Source organism: Bradyrhizobium sp. BWC-3-1, from assembly GCF_032917965.1.
GTDB classification, from domain to species: domain Bacteria; phylum Pseudomonadota; class Alphaproteobacteria; order Rhizobiales; family Xanthobacteraceae; genus Bradyrhizobium; species Bradyrhizobium canariense_D.
The window spans coordinates 8,198,995-8,214,967 of the sequence record NZ_CP136625.1 but is presented as its reverse complement, the minus strand read 5'-3'; the positions used below and the strand labels follow the sequence as shown (position 1 = coordinate 8,214,967).

Here is a 15,973-nt window from a genome sequence, read left to right as displayed (position 1 = left end):
CGTTATCGCGGGAACCCAGGGAAAGACAAAGGGCCAGCCATGCCAGAGCTTGCGATTTCCGCGGAGAAGGTCGCCTTCATCATCGAAAAGGCGCGTGAATTCGACGTCAAGCAGGCGGATTCCGATCCGGATTCCGGCTCGAATGCGACTGATGACGATGCGGTCGACGTCCTCGAGGATGACGGCTCCGATCCGGTCGTCAACGAACTCGGAAGTTTCATCGTGGCCATGAACGAGGACGAGCAGATCGATCTCGTCGCGCTGACCTGGCTCGGCCGCGGCGACGGCACGATCGACGATTGGGACGATTTGCGCGCACGCGCCGTGGAGGCACGCGCGGAGTATCGCAGTCCCCGGCGCGAGACGGCGCATTATCTGCTCGGTGAGCCGATGCTGGGCGATCTGCTCGCCGACGGGCTCGATGAATTCGGCGTCGACTGGACCGACGGAGACCTGGTGGCCGATTCATCCGCTCCAAGCCAGCGGGACGAAGACGAGATCACCAAGCAGCGGTGATTCCGGCCGATATCAGCGCGCGCAGTCGACCACCACGGTGCCGAGCTTGTCGCCTTTCTCGACGGCGACATGGGCCTGCGCCGTCTCCGACAGCGCAAACTGCGCCGCGACATTGTGGATTCGCGGCCCCGCTGCCAGCCATTTCGAGATGTCGGCCTGCGCCGCCGCAAGCAGCGCCGGCGGCAGCGCGAACAAGACGAGCGAGCGGAGCGTAATGCACTTCTCCATCAGCTCGCGCATCGGCACGGTCGGCGTGCGGTTGCCGTTCGTGGCGTAGACCGCGATTTGTCGAATTCATGGCCATCAATTTCAGGGTCGTCGCGATGTTGCCGCCGAAATCGACATCGACCAATTGGTCGACCCCGCGTCCGCCGGTGAAGGCCATGGCCTTGGCAACGACATCTTCGTCCCTGTAATTGACCACGAGATCGGCACCGGCTTGTCGCGCATGCTCGCCTTTTATCGCCGAGCTGACGGTCGCGATCACCTGCGCGCCGCCCCATTTCGCGAGTTGCACGGCGTAATGCCCGACTGCACCCGCGCCGCCGGTGACCAGCACCGACTTGCCGACGATCGGCCCGTCCGCAAACAGGGAGCACCACGCCGTCATTGCGGGAATGCCCAGCGTCGCGCCTTGCGCAAAAGAGAGATTGTCCGGCAACGGCGTCACCAGATGCTCGGCAAGCGCGATATATTCGGCCGCGGTGCCAAAGGCGCGGCCGTTGCGCTGGCCGTTGAACAGCCAGACCCTGTCGCCGATCTTGAACCGCGTCGCGCCATCGCCGATCTGGTCGATAAAGCCCGCGCCATCGCTGTTCGGAATGACGCGCGAAAATTCCTTGGCGCGATAGCCGCCCCCGCGCCGGCCGACATCGGCCGGATTGACGCCGGAGGCTTCCAGGCGAATACGAACTTCGCCTGGACCTGCGACCGGCGTGGCCATCTCACCATAGGTGAGGACGTCCGCCGCCGGTCCTGTCTCCTCGTACCAGACCGCCCTCACAGCGTTCCCGGGAAGGCACCGCCATCGAGCAGAAGGTTCTGCCCGGTGATGAAGCCGGCCTTGGCGCCGCACAGGAATGCGCAGGCGTAGCCGAACTCCTCGGGATCGCCGAAGCGGCCCGCGGGATTGAGCTTGGCGCGCTCGGCCAGAACCTGGTCCGGCGTGATGCCGCGCTTCTCGGATTCCCCCTTCGCGGTGCTGCGCAGGCGATCGGTCTCAAACGGGCCCGGCAGCAGGCCGTTGATGGTGACGTTGTTGATCACGGTCTTGCGCGAGAGGCCGGCGATGAAGCCGGTGAGGCCGGCGCGCGCGCCGTTGGAGAGACCGAGGATGTCGATCGGCGCCTTCACCGCCGCTGAGGTGATGTTGACGATGCGGCCGAACTTGCGGGCCATCATGCCGTCCACCGTCGACTTGATCAGCTCGATCGGGGTCAGCATGTTGGCATCGATTGCCTTGATCCAGTCGTCGCGGGTCCAGTTGCGGAAATCGCCGGGCGGAGGTCCGCCGGCATTGTTGATCAGGATATCCGGCTCGGGGCAGGCCTTCAGCACCGCCTCGCGGCCCGCCGGCGTCGTGATGTCGCCGACGATCTCGGTGACGGTCACACCAGGATAGGCCTTGCGGATGTCGTCGGCCGTCTTCTTCAGGGCCTCGGCGCCGCGCGCGGTCAGCGTGACGTGAACGCCGGCCTCGGCCAGCGAGATGGCGCAGGCGCGTCCGAGGCCTTTGCTGGATGCGCAGACGATGGCGCGGCGGCCTTTGATCCCAAGATCCACTGTTTCACTCCCGTAATGTCAGGCAGGTTTTTAGAGCCGCTATTCTAGCCAACCTTGGCGCCGCTGATAAGGGATTGGCTCGCATCAAAATGCATGCACGCTTGCGCGGCGATGCAAATGCGCCTCATCAGATGCGCCGCTCCTGCTTGAGACGGTCGATCGCGGAGGCCGCCTCCGGCGGCAGCGACTTGAAGCCCATCTGGCCGACCGTCGAGAACAGCGGCCGCAGATGCGAACCGGCGAGGAACGGCGGCTGCCGGTTGGCCGGCACGATCTGGTCGAACACCAGCACCAAGGTGGTGGCGACGAGGCCGACCCTGATGGCGCCGAGCGCGGCGCCGCCGAGGCGGTCGCCGATGCCGGCGTCGCGTATCGTGTCGCTCAGCGCCAGCCGGCCGAGATGTCCAAACAGCATGCCGACCACCACGAAGATGCCGAAGAACCAGATCCAGTTCTGCAGCAGCGGCGCATTCGGATTGCCCGCGACCTGCGGGACGATCAGCGGCATCAGCGCAACCGCGATGGGGGCGGCGAGGAGATAGGCCAGGATCGTCATGGCGCTGCCGAGCAGGCCGGTCCTGAAACCGAAGCCGATCGCGATGGCGAGCGCCGCATAGACGGCGAGATCGAAACTGTTCATGCGCGGGAGCCTGCCATGGAACGAGTGAACGCAGAACCGATCATTCCGGTTTCAGATCGTTAAAATCGTCTGTATTGATGGCCAAAACCGATGACCCCAAAGCTCAGGGACGCGCCCAATGTCAGACCTATTCGACGTCAGTCGAGAAACCATCCTCGTCACAGGTGCGAGCCAGGGCTTGGGGCGGCAATTTGCCCGGGTGTTGGCGGCACATGGCGCGGCCGTCGCGCTCGCGGCGCGGCAGACCGACAAGCTGAAGAGCCTGGAAGACGAGATCCGCGGCAAGGGCGGCCGCGCCGCCGCCGTCGCGCTCGACGTCACCGACATCGCATCGATCGCCAGGGCCGTCGATGCCACGGAAGCCGCGCTCGGCCCGGTCACGGTGCTGATCAACAATGCTGGCATCGCGATCGAAAAGCTCGCGACCGAGCAGACCGAGGCCGATTGGGACGCGGTGATGGGCGCCAATCTCAAGGGCGCCTATTTCCTCGCGACCGAGATCGCGCGCCGCATGATCGCGCGCAAGCAGGCAGGCAACATCGTCAACATCGCCTCCGTGCTCGGCACCGGCGTGCTGAAGGCGGTGTCGCCTTACGCGATCTCCAAGGCCGGCATCATCCAGGCGACCAAAGCGATGGCGCTGGAGCTTGCGGGGCAGAACATCCGCGTCAACGCGCTGGCACCCGGCTACATCGACACCGAGATGAACCACGCGTTCTGGGCGACGCCGCCGGGCGAGCGCCTGACCGAGCGCATTCCCCAGCGCCGCATCGGCGCCGAGTCCGATCTCGACGGCGCGATCCTGCTGCTGGCCTCGAAGGCCTCGCGGTACATGACGGGCAGTGTGGTGACGGTGGACGGCGGGTTCTTGCTGAATTGAGAAGCTGCTATCGTCCCAGCCCCCCATGCGCAATTGCGCACTAGGCCGGGACGACGAGGTAGAGTCACCGCATCTCGCCCCTGATCATATCCGCCGCCTTCTCGCCGATCATGATCGCCGGCGCATTGGTGTTGCCGCCGATCAGTGTCGGCATGATCGAGGCGTCGACGACGCGCAGACCTTCCACGCCGTGCACCTTCAGCGCCGGATCGACCACGGCCATCGCGTCGGTGCCCATCTTGCAGGTGCCGACGGGGTGATAGACGGTGTCGACACGCGCGCGCAGGATGGCGCGGATATCGTCGTCCGTTCTCACATCGGACGTGAACATGTCCTTCTTCTGCAACGCGCGCATCGCGGGCGTCTCCATCAGCCTTCGCGTCGTCTTGAAGCCCGCGACCATCGTCTCGAGATCCTCCGCCTCGCCCAAGAAATTCGGATCGATCAGCGGCGCTGCCAGCGGATCGGCGCTTTTCAGCCAGACGCTGCCACGGCTCTTCGGCCGCAACAGGCAGACATGGCACGAGAAGCCCGCCTCCTTGTGCTTCTTGCGGCCGTGGTCGTCGAGCGTCGCGATGATGAAGTGCAGCTGGATGTCGGGCACATCGAGGTCGGCCCGGGTCTTCAGGAAGCCGCCACACTCGGCGAAATTGGTGGTCATCAGGCCGCGCCGCTCCCGGCGGTATCGTTGGATGGCGCGGAGCAGGGATGGTAGCCGGCCGAGCGACGAATGGACGAAGTGTGGATAGTCGGAGGCGTAGACGAACACGAAATCCGGATGATCCTGCAGATTGCGTCCTACGCCCGGCAAATGATGCACGACGTCGATCCCGTGGGCGGCAAGCGCCTTGCCGTCGCCTATGCCCGACAGCATCAGCAATTGCGGTGACTGGAAGGCGCCGGAGGCGAGGATCACCTCGCGACGGGCGCGTAGCTTCTTTGTCTGCTTGCCCTGGACATATTCGATGCCGACCGCGCGCCCACTTTCGAACAGGATGCGCGTGGCATGCGCCTGCGTCTCGACACGCAGATTGGCGCGCTTGTCCATGTGGGGATGCAGATAGGCGCGCGCCGCGCTCCAGCGCTCACCATTGTGCTGGGTCACCTGGTAGCTGCCGAGCCCTTCGTGATCCTCTTCATTGAAGTCCTCGCGGATGCGGAACTGCGCCTCGCGGGCGGCCTGATGGAAGATGTCGTGGATCGGATTGTCCGCGCGCAGTCTGTTGACATGCAGCGGGCCGCCCTTGCCATGATAGGCGCCGTCGAAATCGGCGTTGTTCTCCGAGCGCTTGAAATAGGGCAGCACGTCCGCATATGACCAGCCGGCATTGCCGAGCGAGGCCCAGTGGTCGTAGTCCCATTAGTTGCCGCGGATATAGACCATGGCGTTGATCGCCGAGGATCCGCCGAGTCCCTTGCCGCGCGGTTGATAGCCGATCCGGCCGTTCAATCCCTTCTGCGGCACGGTATCGAAACCCCAGTTCGCCGCCTTGTATGGCAAAGCCAGTCCGAACGGCGTGGTGATCCGCCAATTGTCGTTCCGACCGCCGGCATCGAGCAGCGCCACGGATGTCCCCGCATCCTCCGACAGCCGCCCCGCCACCGCGCAGCCGCCGGAGCCCGCGCCCACGACGACGAAATCGAATGTGTCCGTCACTGATGTTTCCCCCTGCATTCATTCTTTCCGTCATTGCGAGCGCAAGCGAAGCAATCCAGACCTTTGCCGCGGAGGGATTCTGGATTGCTTCGCTGCGCTCGCAATGACAGGTGCTGAAACCTACGACATGAATCGCATCATCTTCTCCAGCCGCGCGATCTTGCCGCCATAGGGCGGATAGAGGTCGGCGAGGCGGTTGAATTTCGAGCGATAGAACACCGGCTTCAGCTTGCTGAACGTGCGAAAGCCCCATTCGCCATGATAGGCGCCGGTGCCGGATGCGCCGACGCCGCCCATCGGCTGGTTGATCTGCGCGAAGTGGAACAGGCAGTCGTTGATGGTGACGCCGCCGGAGACGGTGCGCGCCAGCACCTCGTCGCGCGCAACGCGGTCCTTGCCGAACCAGTACAGCGCCAGCGGCCGGTCGCTGGCGTTGACGAAGGCGATGGCATCGGCCGGTTCGCGATAGCCGAGCACGGGCAGTACGGGGCCGAAAATCTCCTCCTGCATCACCGCCATGTCTTCGGTTGCGCCCACGATCAGCGTCGGCGGGAATTTGCGGTGCGCCTTCCAGTTGGGATCGTCCGGTTCCGCCGGCTGCAGGATCTTTGCGCCGCGGCCTGCCGCATCCGCGACGAGATTTTCCAGCCGCGCATAATGCCGGTCGGAGATCACGGAGGTGTAATCCTTGTTGGCGGGATCGGTGCCGTACATGCGCCGCATCTGCGCGCGAACTTTTTCGGCGAAGGCCTGCAACGCGCGCTCGGGCACCAGCACATAGTCCGGCGCGATGCAGGTCTGCCCGGCATTGAGCAGCTTGCCGTAGGCGATGCGCTCGGCGGCCTCTTCGAGGTCGGCCGAGGCGTCGATGATAACAGGCGACTTGCCGCCGAGCTCGAGTGTGACGGGCGTCAGGTTACGCCCCGCGGCCTCCGCCACCAGCCGCCCCACCCGGGTCGAGCCGGTGAACACGAGATGATCGAACGGCAGATGCGCGAAGGCCTTTGCGACCTCGTCTTCGACGCCGGTGACGAGCAATTCCGCAGCGTCGAACCGCGCGGCGACCGTCTCCTTCAGCAGCGCTGAGAAATGCGGCACGAGCTCGCTCGGCTTGATGATGACGCGGTTGCCGGCGGCGAGCGCGCCGATGGCGGGCGCGAGCGTCAGCTGCAGCGGATAATTCCAGGGCGCGATGACGCCGACGACGCCGAGCGGCTGCGGCATCAGCCGGTTGCGCGCGGGCAGGAATTGCAGCGCCGTCGAAACGCGCTGCGGCGCCATCCAGCTCTTGAGGTGCTTGGTGGCATGACGGATCTCGGAGAACACCATCATGGTCTCGGCGATATTGGTCTCGACCGCGCAGCGGTGACCGAAATCGGCCGAGATCGCCTGCCGGAAGCGCTCCTCGTTGTCGGCGACGACAGTGCGCAACCGCGCCAGCCGGTCGAGCCGCTCGGCGAGGCCAGGCGCCGGCTCGGCCCGCGACCGCTCGACCATGGCATGGAAGGCGTCTTCGAGGCCCCGAAGCGGGGCGCTCGGCGGGGGGCGATCTGAGGGGCGATCCAAGGCGTGGTCCATGGCGTTCTCCCCCATTAAGTGGCGTTTCCGCCTGGTTTTGTTGCCGCAAGCTGGCCCCTTGTGGAACTTCTGGCAAGGGCCGGCCAAATAGGCTGCAAATTCGTCCACCGCGCTGTCATAAAGTCGAAAAAAACGTCCCCACAGCCCTTTCCAAAGGCACCCCGGGTTGGTACATACCGCCCGCACCCAACGGGCTTTGCCCGGGGTTGCCTTCCAAGGAAGCCTTCGGGACGGACGAAGCAAGCCACGCGAACAGCGCCGGCCCTTCATTCACCGTCCCCGGCGCTTTCACGAAGGCAAAGCAACGGTTAACGCGGGGTGGAGCAGCCCGGTAGCTCGTCAGGCTCATAACCTGAAGGTCATAGGTTCAAATCCTATCCCCGCAACCAAGTTCGGACCTTACCGGTCCCGATCCGAAAATGGCCCGCTTCACGCGGGCCATTTTTGTTTTGGCCGCGCTCCGGTGGAAACGTCGGTCGCACCTTGCGCAAGAGTGGGGGAACGGCTCACTCCGGATAGCTCAGGATCATCTTCAGCAACTTCGGAAACCGCGCGTTGATGTCCTCCTCGCGCAGGACATTGCGGTGCTGGACGCCTTGCTTTGACGTCCGGATCAGGCCGGCCTCGCGCAGGATGCGAAAATGGTTCGACAGGGTCGACTTCGCCATGTCAGGGCAGGGCGCCGCCTCGGTGCACGACATGCAATCACTCTGTGCGGCCAGGCTTTTGACGATCCGCAGCCGCATAGGGTCCGCGAGCGCTCCCAGCACCCCAGCCAGTGAAATCTCGCTCCGCGATGGGTGAACGAACTGCACCATGCACAAAATATAGCACCTCCCTTGAACTCATTCAATAGTTCACTAGTATTGAACTATTGAATATCGGCGTCGCGCCGGATGATGGAGAATGTGATGACCAAGAGACTCGAAGGAAAAGTTGCGCTCGTGACCGGCGCATCCAAAGGCATCGGTGCCGAAATCGCCGCGCGGCTCGCAGCCGAGGGTGCGGCGGTCGCCGTCAACTACAGCGCCAGCAAACAGGCCGCCGACAGCGTGGTCGCCGCCATTGTCGCCAAGGGCGGCAAAGCGATCGCCGTTCACGGTAATCTGGCCGATGCCAAGGACGTGAAAAGCGTAGTCGCGGATACCGTGAAGGCGCTCGGTGCGATCGACATCCTCGTCAACAACGCGGGCGTTTACGAGTTCGCGCCGCTCGAGGCCATCACGCCGGAGCATTTCCACAAGCAGTTCGATCTCAATGTGCTGGGCCTCCTCCTGGTCTCAGGAGAGGCGGCGCGGCACTTCAACGCCAATGGCGGAAGCATCATCAACATCAGCTCCGCGGCGTCGACCCTCGCGCCGCCGAACGGCGCCGTCTACTCCGCCACCAAAGCATCGGTGGATGCGATCTCCGCCGTGCTGGCCAAGGAACTGGCGCCGCGCAAGATCCGCGTCAACGCCGTCAATCCCGGCATGATCGTCACCGAGGGGGTCGTGTCCGCCGGCCTGCACGAGGGCGACATGCGAAACTGGATCGAATCCACCACTCCGCTTGGCCGAGTCGGCAAGGTCGAGGAGATCGCTGCCGCGGTGGCCTTCTTCGCTTCGGACGACGCATCCTACGTCACGGGCGAGACGCTTCACGTCGCCGGCGGCCTTCGCTGAATTTGTTGGTTTACAGAAGGAAATGGCACGCCTTGCGCGCGCCATTTTTTGTTTTGGGGCGTCCTCGATCATGCATGTCCTGCTTGGCTGAGCTTGGGTTCGTTCGGACCATGCCGAAGCGCGTCCCGTCGCCGTCGGTGGAGCTGCCAAGCGTAAGCGCGATCAGCCCAGAGCATGCCATCCGGGAAGGAACCCAGGATGGCGCCGGGCGTCAACACGAGGACACCGGGCCCGTCCGGTGCTCGATTGTTGGCTTGCCGTCGTTCGGAAGGAGAGGGCCAATGCAGTTCGAGGATTTCGACGCCGCCGATGTTCAGGCGGACGAGGCCCGGATCTTCATCCGTCGGGCCGGTTCGGGGCCGGCCGTTCTCCTGTTGCACGGATTTCCGCAGACGCATCTGATGTGGCGAGACGTTGCGCCGTTGCTCGCGCAAAAGTTCACCGTGGTCTGCGCCGATCTTCGCGGATATGGCCGGAGCGATTGTCCTCCCTCCAGTCCGGACCATGCGCCATATGCAAAACGAGCAATGGCAAACGACATGGTGTCCGTCATGACGAAACTCGGCTTCGACCGTTTCTCGGTCGCGGGCCATGATCGTGGCGGCCGTGTCGCCTTTCGGCTCGCGCTTGATCACCGCGAACGCGTGCAGCGGCTTGCCGTCCTGGATGTCGTTCCTATTGCCGACGCCTGGGAGCGCGCCGACAAGAACCTGACGGTCGGCTATTGGCCGTGGTCGTTGCTTGCGCAGCCTGAACCTCTTCCCGAGCGGTTATTGTCGGCAGCCCCCGACGCCATCATCGACAATGCGCTGCATGGCTGGGGGTCTTCGGCCGGCAGCTTCAGTCCGGCGGTGCGAGCAGCCTATATCGACGCGTTGAGCGATGAGGCGCATGTTCACGCGATCTGCGAGGAATATCGTGCGGCCGCGACACTCGATCACGCGCACGATGTGGCGGACCGTCGTTCCGGCCGCCGAATTGACTGCCCTGTGCTCGTGCTCTGGAGCGGTCGCGGCCCCCTCAACGCGTGGTATGCGAGCGAGGGCGGCCCCTTGGGGCTCTGGCGGGCGTGGGCAGATGACATCGACGGAAAGCCGCTTGATGGCGGGCACTTCTTCCCGGAGGAGCTTCCGCAGCAGACTGCGTACGAGCTGAACCGGTTTTTTGGAGGCGGTGGATAGGACCAGCGTCTTGGCAGTGCTGCTTCCTTCGACAGCACGGTCTTGGCAAGCGCGAGGGCTGCCCCCTTGGGGCGAACGGCGATCGGAAGCAAACACTACGCCCGCGCCAGTCGCGCGGGCGTGATGCGTCTTGCGTACTACAGAATGCGTCAGGATCTGTGCGGACAGACCATCGTCAGATTGAGCAGCGTCGGCTTGTCCGAGCCCTTCTTGTAGTCCCACTCCAGCCGGATCTCGTGCCGGTGCGCGAAAGCGTCGCTGGCTTCGTGGGTGATGATCTTCGTCTTCATCGGGATTGGCGGCTCGGAGTTGAAGCATTTCCGGACGCAGGCATCGAGCAGATCGCATCGCGTCAGCGGAATGACGCCCGGCTCATCCCTGGACAGGGGGACTGTGTTCGGCTGGGTGCTGAGGTCGACGCGGGCCCGGCCCTTTTCCTTGTGCCAGTACTTGGCGCTGCCCTGCGGCCAGTTCGATGCCGGGTTCAGAATCAAATGGTACTGGCCGTATTCCAAGGTCGGCAGGTCGATGTCCTCGGACTCCTTGAGCTTCGCGACGCTCTTCTTCATGTTCGCCAAAGGATAGTAATTGCTATTCATCAAGTCTCGAAATGCCTTGCCGCTATATACCAGTCCGGCCATCGCCTCTTTCCTTCATATGTCTGTTTGTCAAAATCTCTGGTGCGGTGGCCGAAAATACGCGTCACGCTACGGCCGATCACGCTGTTTGTTGTGCGCCCTCAACGCTACCACTCAGGAATGTATTTCGTCCAGAGAGCCTCCATCCCGTAACGTCGCCTATGTCGCAAGCCCAATTGCCATGCACTTTCCTATAGGTATTGTTGGGTCGAACGCCTCGCGGGGATTGGGGTGAGGCTGCCGAGGCAGTGGTTGAAGGCGCTGGAATGCATTGCTTCGCTTGTCAGTCGGCGATTGGTCCGGGCGACCGCTGGTGCTCCAAATGCGGAGCGGCGGTGCGCCAGCCCGTCGACCCCGACAGCGAACGACGCTTTGTGACGATTCTGCGTGCCGACGTCGTCGATTCCACAGGTCTTGTTGCCGAACTGGAGCCGGAGGCGGCGGTGTCGCGCCTCGAGCCTGCTCTTGCGGCGATGAGAGGCGCGGTGCGCCAGTTCGGCGGCATCGTCAGCAAGGAGTTGGGTGACGGGTTGGCCGCCGTCTTCGGCGCCCCGATCGCCGACGACAACCACGCGCCCTTAGCCTGCCACGCGGCCATCGAGCTGGTCCGGCGTGTTGGCAGTCTGGGCGATCCAGGACTTCAAGTCCGGGTCGGCCTGCACTCGGGTCATGTGGTGGCCTACATGGTCGCGAGCGAATTTTCCAAGGTCTACGAGATCGGCGGCGCAGCCCAGCACCTCGCGGCTCGGCTGGAGACGGCAGCCGAGGCGAACCAGATCTATGTCTCCGAAGCCTGCCAGGAGCTGGCGGACGGACACGTCCGCTTTGAATTCCTTGGCCGCAAGGCGCTCCGTGGTTTCGGCGAGCCCCTGCCTGTCTACCGGGTGATGGGTGCGAGTGATCTGTCGAGCTGGCGGGTCCGACGTGCGCGGAGCGTTTCCAGATTCGTCGACCGCACGACGGAGCGGGCGTTGTTGTGGCGCGCTGCGGATAGGGTTGCTGCCGGCCGGCAGACGGTTCTGCTGATGGGTGACGCCGGCATTGGCAAGTCTCGGCTTGCGCATGAATTCGCGCAGGACCTCCGGGCTGGCGGCTGGCGGCTGATCGATGTCGAGTGCAGCCCGAATCTCCAGGGTGCGCCGTACAGCGCGCTCAAGCGCCTGTTGCTCTCGATCCTCGATACGTCAGCAAGAGATCAGACCAAGACGGATGATCCCAGAGACGAATTGCCGGTGGTGCAACAGCGGGCTCTCGACGCGATCCTGGATTTGCCGGTTTCCGATCCGCAATGGGATGAATTGGAGCCTCACGCGCGCGGTCGTGCGATTTCAGACGCAAGCTGTGCGATCATCGAGAGCGTCGCCCGTCGTCAGCGTACGATCCTTTTGATTGAGGACCTGCACTGGATGGATCGGGCCAGCGATGCGGTCGTCGCGACCCTTTCGGGGCTGCAATGCCCTGATTTGCTTGTGCTGCTGACGACGCGGCCCAATGGAATGCCGGTGTGGATCGCGAGCTGCCGCGCGGAAATCGTGGCGATGCGGCCTCTCGATGACAATTCGGGGCTGGCCATGCTCGCGGACATGCTTGGTCCCGCCACGACCAACGAAGACCTGAAGAATCGGATCATCTCTCATACGGCCAACGTTCCGCTGTTCATTGAGGAGGTCTGCCGCAGTTTGAAGGACAGCGGCATGCTTCTTGGCCAGTGGGGCGACCTTTCCCTTGCGCGTCCTGTGGACGAACTCGGCATCCCCAGCAGCATTCAGGGTGTGATCGCGGCGCGGCTGGATCGTGTGTCACGACAGGAACGATCGCTTCTCCAGATCGCCGCGGCGCTTGGACCCCGGGCCGACCAGGCCACACTGCGAAGAGTAGCGGCCGTGCCGGAAGACGTCCTGCAGGATTGCCTCACCGCGCTCGACCGGGCCGAGTTGCTCGTCAGGATCGACAGTGAGTTGGAGGATTCGCTCGAGTTCCGGCACGAGATGGTCAGGCAGGTGACCTACGATTCGATGGTCGAGAAGGTGCGGGAAAGCATCCATGCCAGCATTCTGGCGGCTCTCGAGACCGACGAGGCGTGGACCGACGGTCCGGATACGCTCTGCTATCACGCGACCCGAGCGAAGGATTGGCGGAAGGCTTTTCAGCATGGCAGGAGCGCGGCTCGAAAATGTCTGGTGCGCTCGGCCTTTGCCGAAGCGGTCGATTATTTCGAGATCGCGATGGGTTCTCTCGACAAGATCCCGGTGACGCACGCGCGCGAAACGGACGCCATCGACCTGCGGATGGAGGCGCGATTGGCCTTTGCCGGGTCGGGGCGTGTCGCCGAAGCCCTGGATTTGGGGAGCGAGGCCGAACGGCGAGCCGATGCGATTGGCGATATTGAACGCAAGGTCGCGGCCATGACCATGAGAGCGGGTGCCCAGAATTTCTATGGAACGCCGGTTGAAGCTGTCACGATCGGGGAAGATGTGGTGCATCTGGCGGAAAGCTCGGGAAATCCCGCTTGGCGTAATCTCGCGCAATACAGTCTCGGGCAGGCCTATTTTCTTTCCGGCCGCTACGATCGCGCCGAGAAGATGCTGGCCACCGCCCGCGTCCACCTTGCGGGTCTGACCGCGAGTGCTCCGATCGGCACGACCCCACGATCTTTGCTCCTGCTTTGCTGCATGATGAACAGCGTCACTCACACGGTGATGGGCCAGATCGATGCCGCCGAGCAGCTCCAGCAGCAAGCCGCAGCGATCGCGGAGGAGACCGGCCGCCCCTACGACCGCGTCGCCGCGGCCTATAGCGGCGGCTGGCTGATGCTCGGCCGCGGCGAGCCGGCGGCGGCCGCGGCCATTCTCGAGAATGGTTTTGTCCTGGCGCAGAAGCACGGCATCCGGCTGTTCGTGCCGGTGCTCGCCTGCCGTCTCGGCATGGCCTATCTGGAGCAGGGGCTGTTTGACCGGGCGCGCGGCATGCTGACGGAAGCGCGTGAGGAAGCGAAGGCGGTCGGCTATACCTCGGCGGTGCTTCGCAGCTCGATCTACCTGGCGCTCGCCACCCACCGTCTCGGCGACGTCCAGGCCGCGCAGAACATGCTGCGCGAAGCGCGCAACACCGCGCGGCAACAGGGGTTCTCCGGCCTGGAGGCGGAGGCGCTGTTCGGCGAGGCCGTGGTGACGCCGCCGTCGGATCCGGAGGCCAGGGCGGCGATCCTGAGCGCCCTGCGCGCGACCATCGCGATCGCCGCCGAGAGCGGCGCGCTGCCGCTGCGCCACAAGGCCGAGGCGATGCTCAACGAGATGCAGGCGACGGGTGACGAGCTCAGCTGACGGCAGCGGCGGCCGGGCCGCTATCGGGGCCGAAATCTGCCCGACGCGTCAAATAAATTAAGCAGGCGCCGCAAGGAGTTAGCTACTGTGCATGGGGTTGTTTTCGCCCTTTATCTTGAAGGGCCCTTCATGGTGCAGCGCGGAGGACGGCACGCTTGTGCCGCCCGCTCCGATGACTATGCCCTTGCGCGCGCAGCAAGGTCGGCTACCGTCGGCCCTGGCCACACGGCCAGGCGACTTTTGATTTCAATTTTTTAGCATCCGATTTTGCGGCGCCGCGACGGCGCGACGCCCACCGAACGAGGCGGGGCCATGATCACACGGGACCAGTCAGCGCTGCTCGCGCCGGTCGAGCGGGATTTGCGACTCGATCTCTTCCGCGGCATCGGTCTGTGGATGATCTTCCTCGACCACATTCCGCACGACGTCGTGGCTTGGCTGACCTTGCGCAATTACGGCTTCAGCGACGCCGCCGAATTCTTCGTCTTCATCTCCGGTTATCTGGTCGGCTGGATCTACGGGCCGATCGTCGCTGGCGGCTGGTTTCTCGCCGCGCTGAAGCGGCTGTGGCGGCGCGCGGTCGAGATGTACGTCGCCCACATCATGCTGTTCCTGCTGTTCACGGCGCAGATCGCCCGCACCGCGCGCCGCTTCGACAATCCGATGTACGAGCACGAGTTCAACGTGTTCAATTTCCTGTCGCATCCGGACGAGCTGATCGGGCAGGCGATCCTCCTGAAGTACAAGCCGGTCAATCTCGACGTGCTGCCGCTCTACATCACGCTCGTTTTCGCCTCGCCTTTCATCGTGTGGTGCCTGGTGCGCCGGCCGAACCTGACGCTCGCCGCATCCGTGGTGCTCTACGTGCTGGCGCGCTGGTTCGACTGGAACGTCGCCTCCTATCCGCCCGGCACGCACTGGTACTTCAACCCGTTCTGCTGGCAGCTGATGTTCGTGTTCGCAGCCTGGTGCGGCATCGGCCAGATCGACAAGATCGCGAGATGGGTGTGGTCCAGGGCGGCGATGGCGCTGGCCGCGGCCTGGCTCGCCTTCGCGCTGCTGATCGTGATGACCTGGCACGTCCCCGCGCTCGATGCCCTGACCCCGAAATGGATGATCAAGGCGATCTACCCGATCGACAAGACCGACCTCGACATGCTGCGCTTCACGCATTTCCTGGCGCTGGCGATCTGGGTGACTCACCTCATCTCGCGCAAATGGCGGACCCTGCACGGGGCCTGGCTGCGCCCTGTGATCCTCTGCGGCCAGCATTCGCTGCCGATCTTCTGCCTTGGCGTCTTCCTGTCGTTCTCGGCGCACTGGATCCTGACGCAATACACCAAGGGCGTCTGGGAGCAGCTCGCGGTCTCCGTCGTCGGCATCGTCATCATGATCGCAGCCGCCTGGCTGCTCGACCGGACCGAACGGGTGCCGAACCTGTTCGTGAAGGTGACGGAGATCGAGGAGGCCGACACCGTCCTGGAAAGCGCGCCTGCGGACAGGTCTGCCGTGGCGCCCGCGGGTCGTTGAGTATCGCCGGCCTGCATTTTCGCGGAGAGATCCAACGGAGGGGTTTATGTCCAGACTTGTGTTGACGATCGCCGGCACACTCCTGCTCCTGATCTCGGGTGCATCGGCGCAAGCGCCCTCGCCGGAGGCGATGAGCGCGGCGCGCAAGCTCGTGGTCACCTTGAAGATCGCGGATCAGTATCGCGCGCTGTTGCCGCAGCTCCTGCTCAAGCTGAGGCCCTGGGTCGCGCAGGACAGGCCGGAGATCGAGCGCGATTATGACGCGGTGACGGCACCCGGCTCCGAGATCTACACCCCGGCCCTCACCTCAATGATCGACCAGGTCGCCGCTCTCTATGCGCAGAGCTTCAGCATTGACGAGCTGCGCCAGATCGAGGCTTTCTATGTCCAGCCAGCCGGGAAGAAGCTTCTGGAGAAGTCGGATGCGCTGGCGCAGGCCAGCGCGCAGATCGGTCAGGACGTCGGTCAGAAGACGGCCGACGAGTTGAAGCAGCGCCTCATCGAGGCGCTGCGACAGAAGGGGCACAAGCTCTGAGCCTGTACCGACAGCGCTAGCGAACCTACGCCTTGTCCGTCCTGTTGGC

The 15,973-nt window shown here is 64.1% G+C and carries 13 protein-coding genes, 1 tRNA gene and 1 pseudogene; 8 read left to right on the top strand and 7 right to left on the bottom strand.

All coding sequences use genetic code 11. The features are described 5' to 3' along the window. The first annotated feature begins 39 nt into the window (after window positions 1-39). A complete protein-coding gene (locus RX329_RS39360) occupies window positions 40-516 on the top strand; it encodes a DUF3775 domain-containing protein (RefSeq protein ID WP_018457565.1) in 477 nt (158 codons plus the stop codon). Here the strand turns inward: RX329_RS39360 and RX329_RS39355 are convergent. The 3 genes from RX329_RS39355 to RX329_RS39345 all read right to left on the bottom strand — a co-directional run bounded on the left by RX329_RS39355 (window position 500) and on the right by RX329_RS39345 (window position 2,938). Beyond that, on the bottom strand, window positions 500-1,519 hold the full coding sequence (locus tag RX329_RS39355) for an NADPH:quinone reductase (protein WP_317245421.1): 1,020 nt from the start codon (window positions 1,517-1,519) through the stop codon (window positions 500-502). The genes RX329_RS39360 and RX329_RS39355 overlap by 17 nt on opposite strands. Beyond that, window positions 1,516-2,298 (bottom strand): SDR family oxidoreductase, encoded by a 783-nt coding sequence (locus tag RX329_RS39350; protein ID WP_085361657.1) that lies wholly within the window; start codon window positions 2,296-2,298, stop codon window positions 1,516-1,518. Before RX329_RS39350 ends, RX329_RS39355 begins: the two co-directional genes overlap by 4 nt. A 127-nt stretch (window positions 2,299-2,425) precedes the next feature. Beyond that, window positions 2,426-2,938: a CvpA family protein gene (locus tag RX329_RS39345; RefSeq protein ID WP_018457563.1), complete on the bottom strand. Its 513-nt coding sequence runs from the start codon at window positions 2,936-2,938 to the stop codon at window positions 2,426-2,428. Window positions 2,939-3,056: 118 nt separating this feature from the next. Between RX329_RS39345 and RX329_RS39340 the strand changes: the two genes are divergently transcribed. Then, window positions 3,057-3,818: an SDR family oxidoreductase gene (locus tag RX329_RS39340; protein ID WP_085361656.1), complete on the top strand. Its 762-nt coding sequence runs from the start codon at window positions 3,057-3,059 to the stop codon at window positions 3,816-3,818. A 64-nt stretch (window positions 3,819-3,882) separates the two neighbouring features. On the opposite strand, the pseudogene RX329_RS39335 reads toward RX329_RS39340, so the two are convergent. Together RX329_RS39335 and RX329_RS39330 are read right to left on the bottom strand one after the other, a co-directional pair. Further along, window positions 3,883-5,475: pseudogene (locus RX329_RS39335) on the bottom strand (GMC family oxidoreductase). Window positions 5,476-5,595: 120 nt separating this feature from the next. After that, a complete protein-coding gene (locus RX329_RS39330) occupies window positions 5,596-7,053 on the bottom strand; it encodes a coniferyl aldehyde dehydrogenase (RefSeq protein WP_085361654.1) in 1,458 nt (485 codons plus the stop codon). A gap of 312 nt (window positions 7,054-7,365) precedes the next feature. Here RX329_RS39330 and RX329_RS39325 point away from each other — a divergent pair. Continuing rightward, window positions 7,366-7,442, top strand: a tRNA-Met gene (locus RX329_RS39325). Between the two features lie 117 nt (window positions 7,443-7,559). On the opposite strand, the gene RX329_RS39320 is transcribed toward RX329_RS39325, so the two are convergent. Then, window positions 7,560-7,871, bottom strand: a complete 312-nt coding sequence (locus RX329_RS39320; protein ID WP_026233807.1) for an ArsR/SmtB family transcription factor — start codon at window positions 7,869-7,871, stop codon at window positions 7,560-7,562. A gap of 93 nt (window positions 7,872-7,964) precedes the next feature. Here RX329_RS39320 and RX329_RS39315 point away from each other — a divergent pair, with 93 nt between their 5' ends. Both RX329_RS39315 and RX329_RS39310 read left to right on the top strand, forming a co-directional pair. After that, window positions 7,965-8,717 carry an SDR family NAD(P)-dependent oxidoreductase gene (locus tag RX329_RS39315; protein WP_085361679.1) on the top strand — a complete coding sequence of 251 codons (753 nt, stop codon included), beginning with the start codon at window positions 7,965-7,967 and terminating at the stop codon, window positions 8,715-8,717. Window positions 8,718-8,998: 281 nt separating this feature from the next. Then, the gene (locus tag RX329_RS39310; protein WP_085361653.1) at window positions 8,999-9,898 is read left to right on the top strand and encodes an alpha/beta fold hydrolase; all 900 of its coding nucleotides are present in this window, start codon (window positions 8,999-9,001) and stop codon (window positions 9,896-9,898) included. 149 nt (window positions 9,899-10,047) lie between these two features. Here RX329_RS39310 and RX329_RS39305 read toward each other — a convergent pair whose 3' ends face one another. Beyond that, window positions 10,048-10,539 carry a hypothetical protein gene (locus tag RX329_RS39305; RefSeq protein WP_018459438.1) on the bottom strand — a complete coding sequence of 164 codons (492 nt, stop codon included), beginning with the start codon at window positions 10,537-10,539 and terminating at the stop codon, window positions 10,048-10,050. Window positions 10,540-10,802: 263 nt separating this feature from the next. On the opposite strand from RX329_RS39305, the gene RX329_RS39300 reads away from it, so the two are divergent. The 3 genes from RX329_RS39300 (at window position 10,803) to RX329_RS39290 (ending at window position 15,924) form a co-directional block, all read left to right on the top strand. Continuing rightward, window positions 10,803-13,859: an ATP-binding protein gene (locus tag RX329_RS39300; RefSeq protein ID WP_085361652.1), complete on the top strand. Its 3,057-nt coding sequence runs from the start codon at window positions 10,803-10,805 to the stop codon at window positions 13,857-13,859. A gap of 312 nt (window positions 13,860-14,171) precedes the next feature. Further along, on the top strand, window positions 14,172-15,389 hold the full coding sequence (locus tag RX329_RS39295; RefSeq protein ID WP_026233810.1) for an OpgC domain-containing protein: 1,218 nt from the start codon (window positions 14,172-14,174) through the stop codon (window positions 15,387-15,389). Between the two features lie 46 nt (window positions 15,390-15,435). Then, the gene (locus tag RX329_RS39290; protein ID WP_026233811.1) at window positions 15,436-15,924 is read left to right on the top strand and encodes a DUF2059 domain-containing protein; all 489 of its coding nucleotides are present in this window, start codon (window positions 15,436-15,438) and stop codon (window positions 15,922-15,924) included. Window positions 15,925-15,973 lie beyond the last annotated feature (49 nt).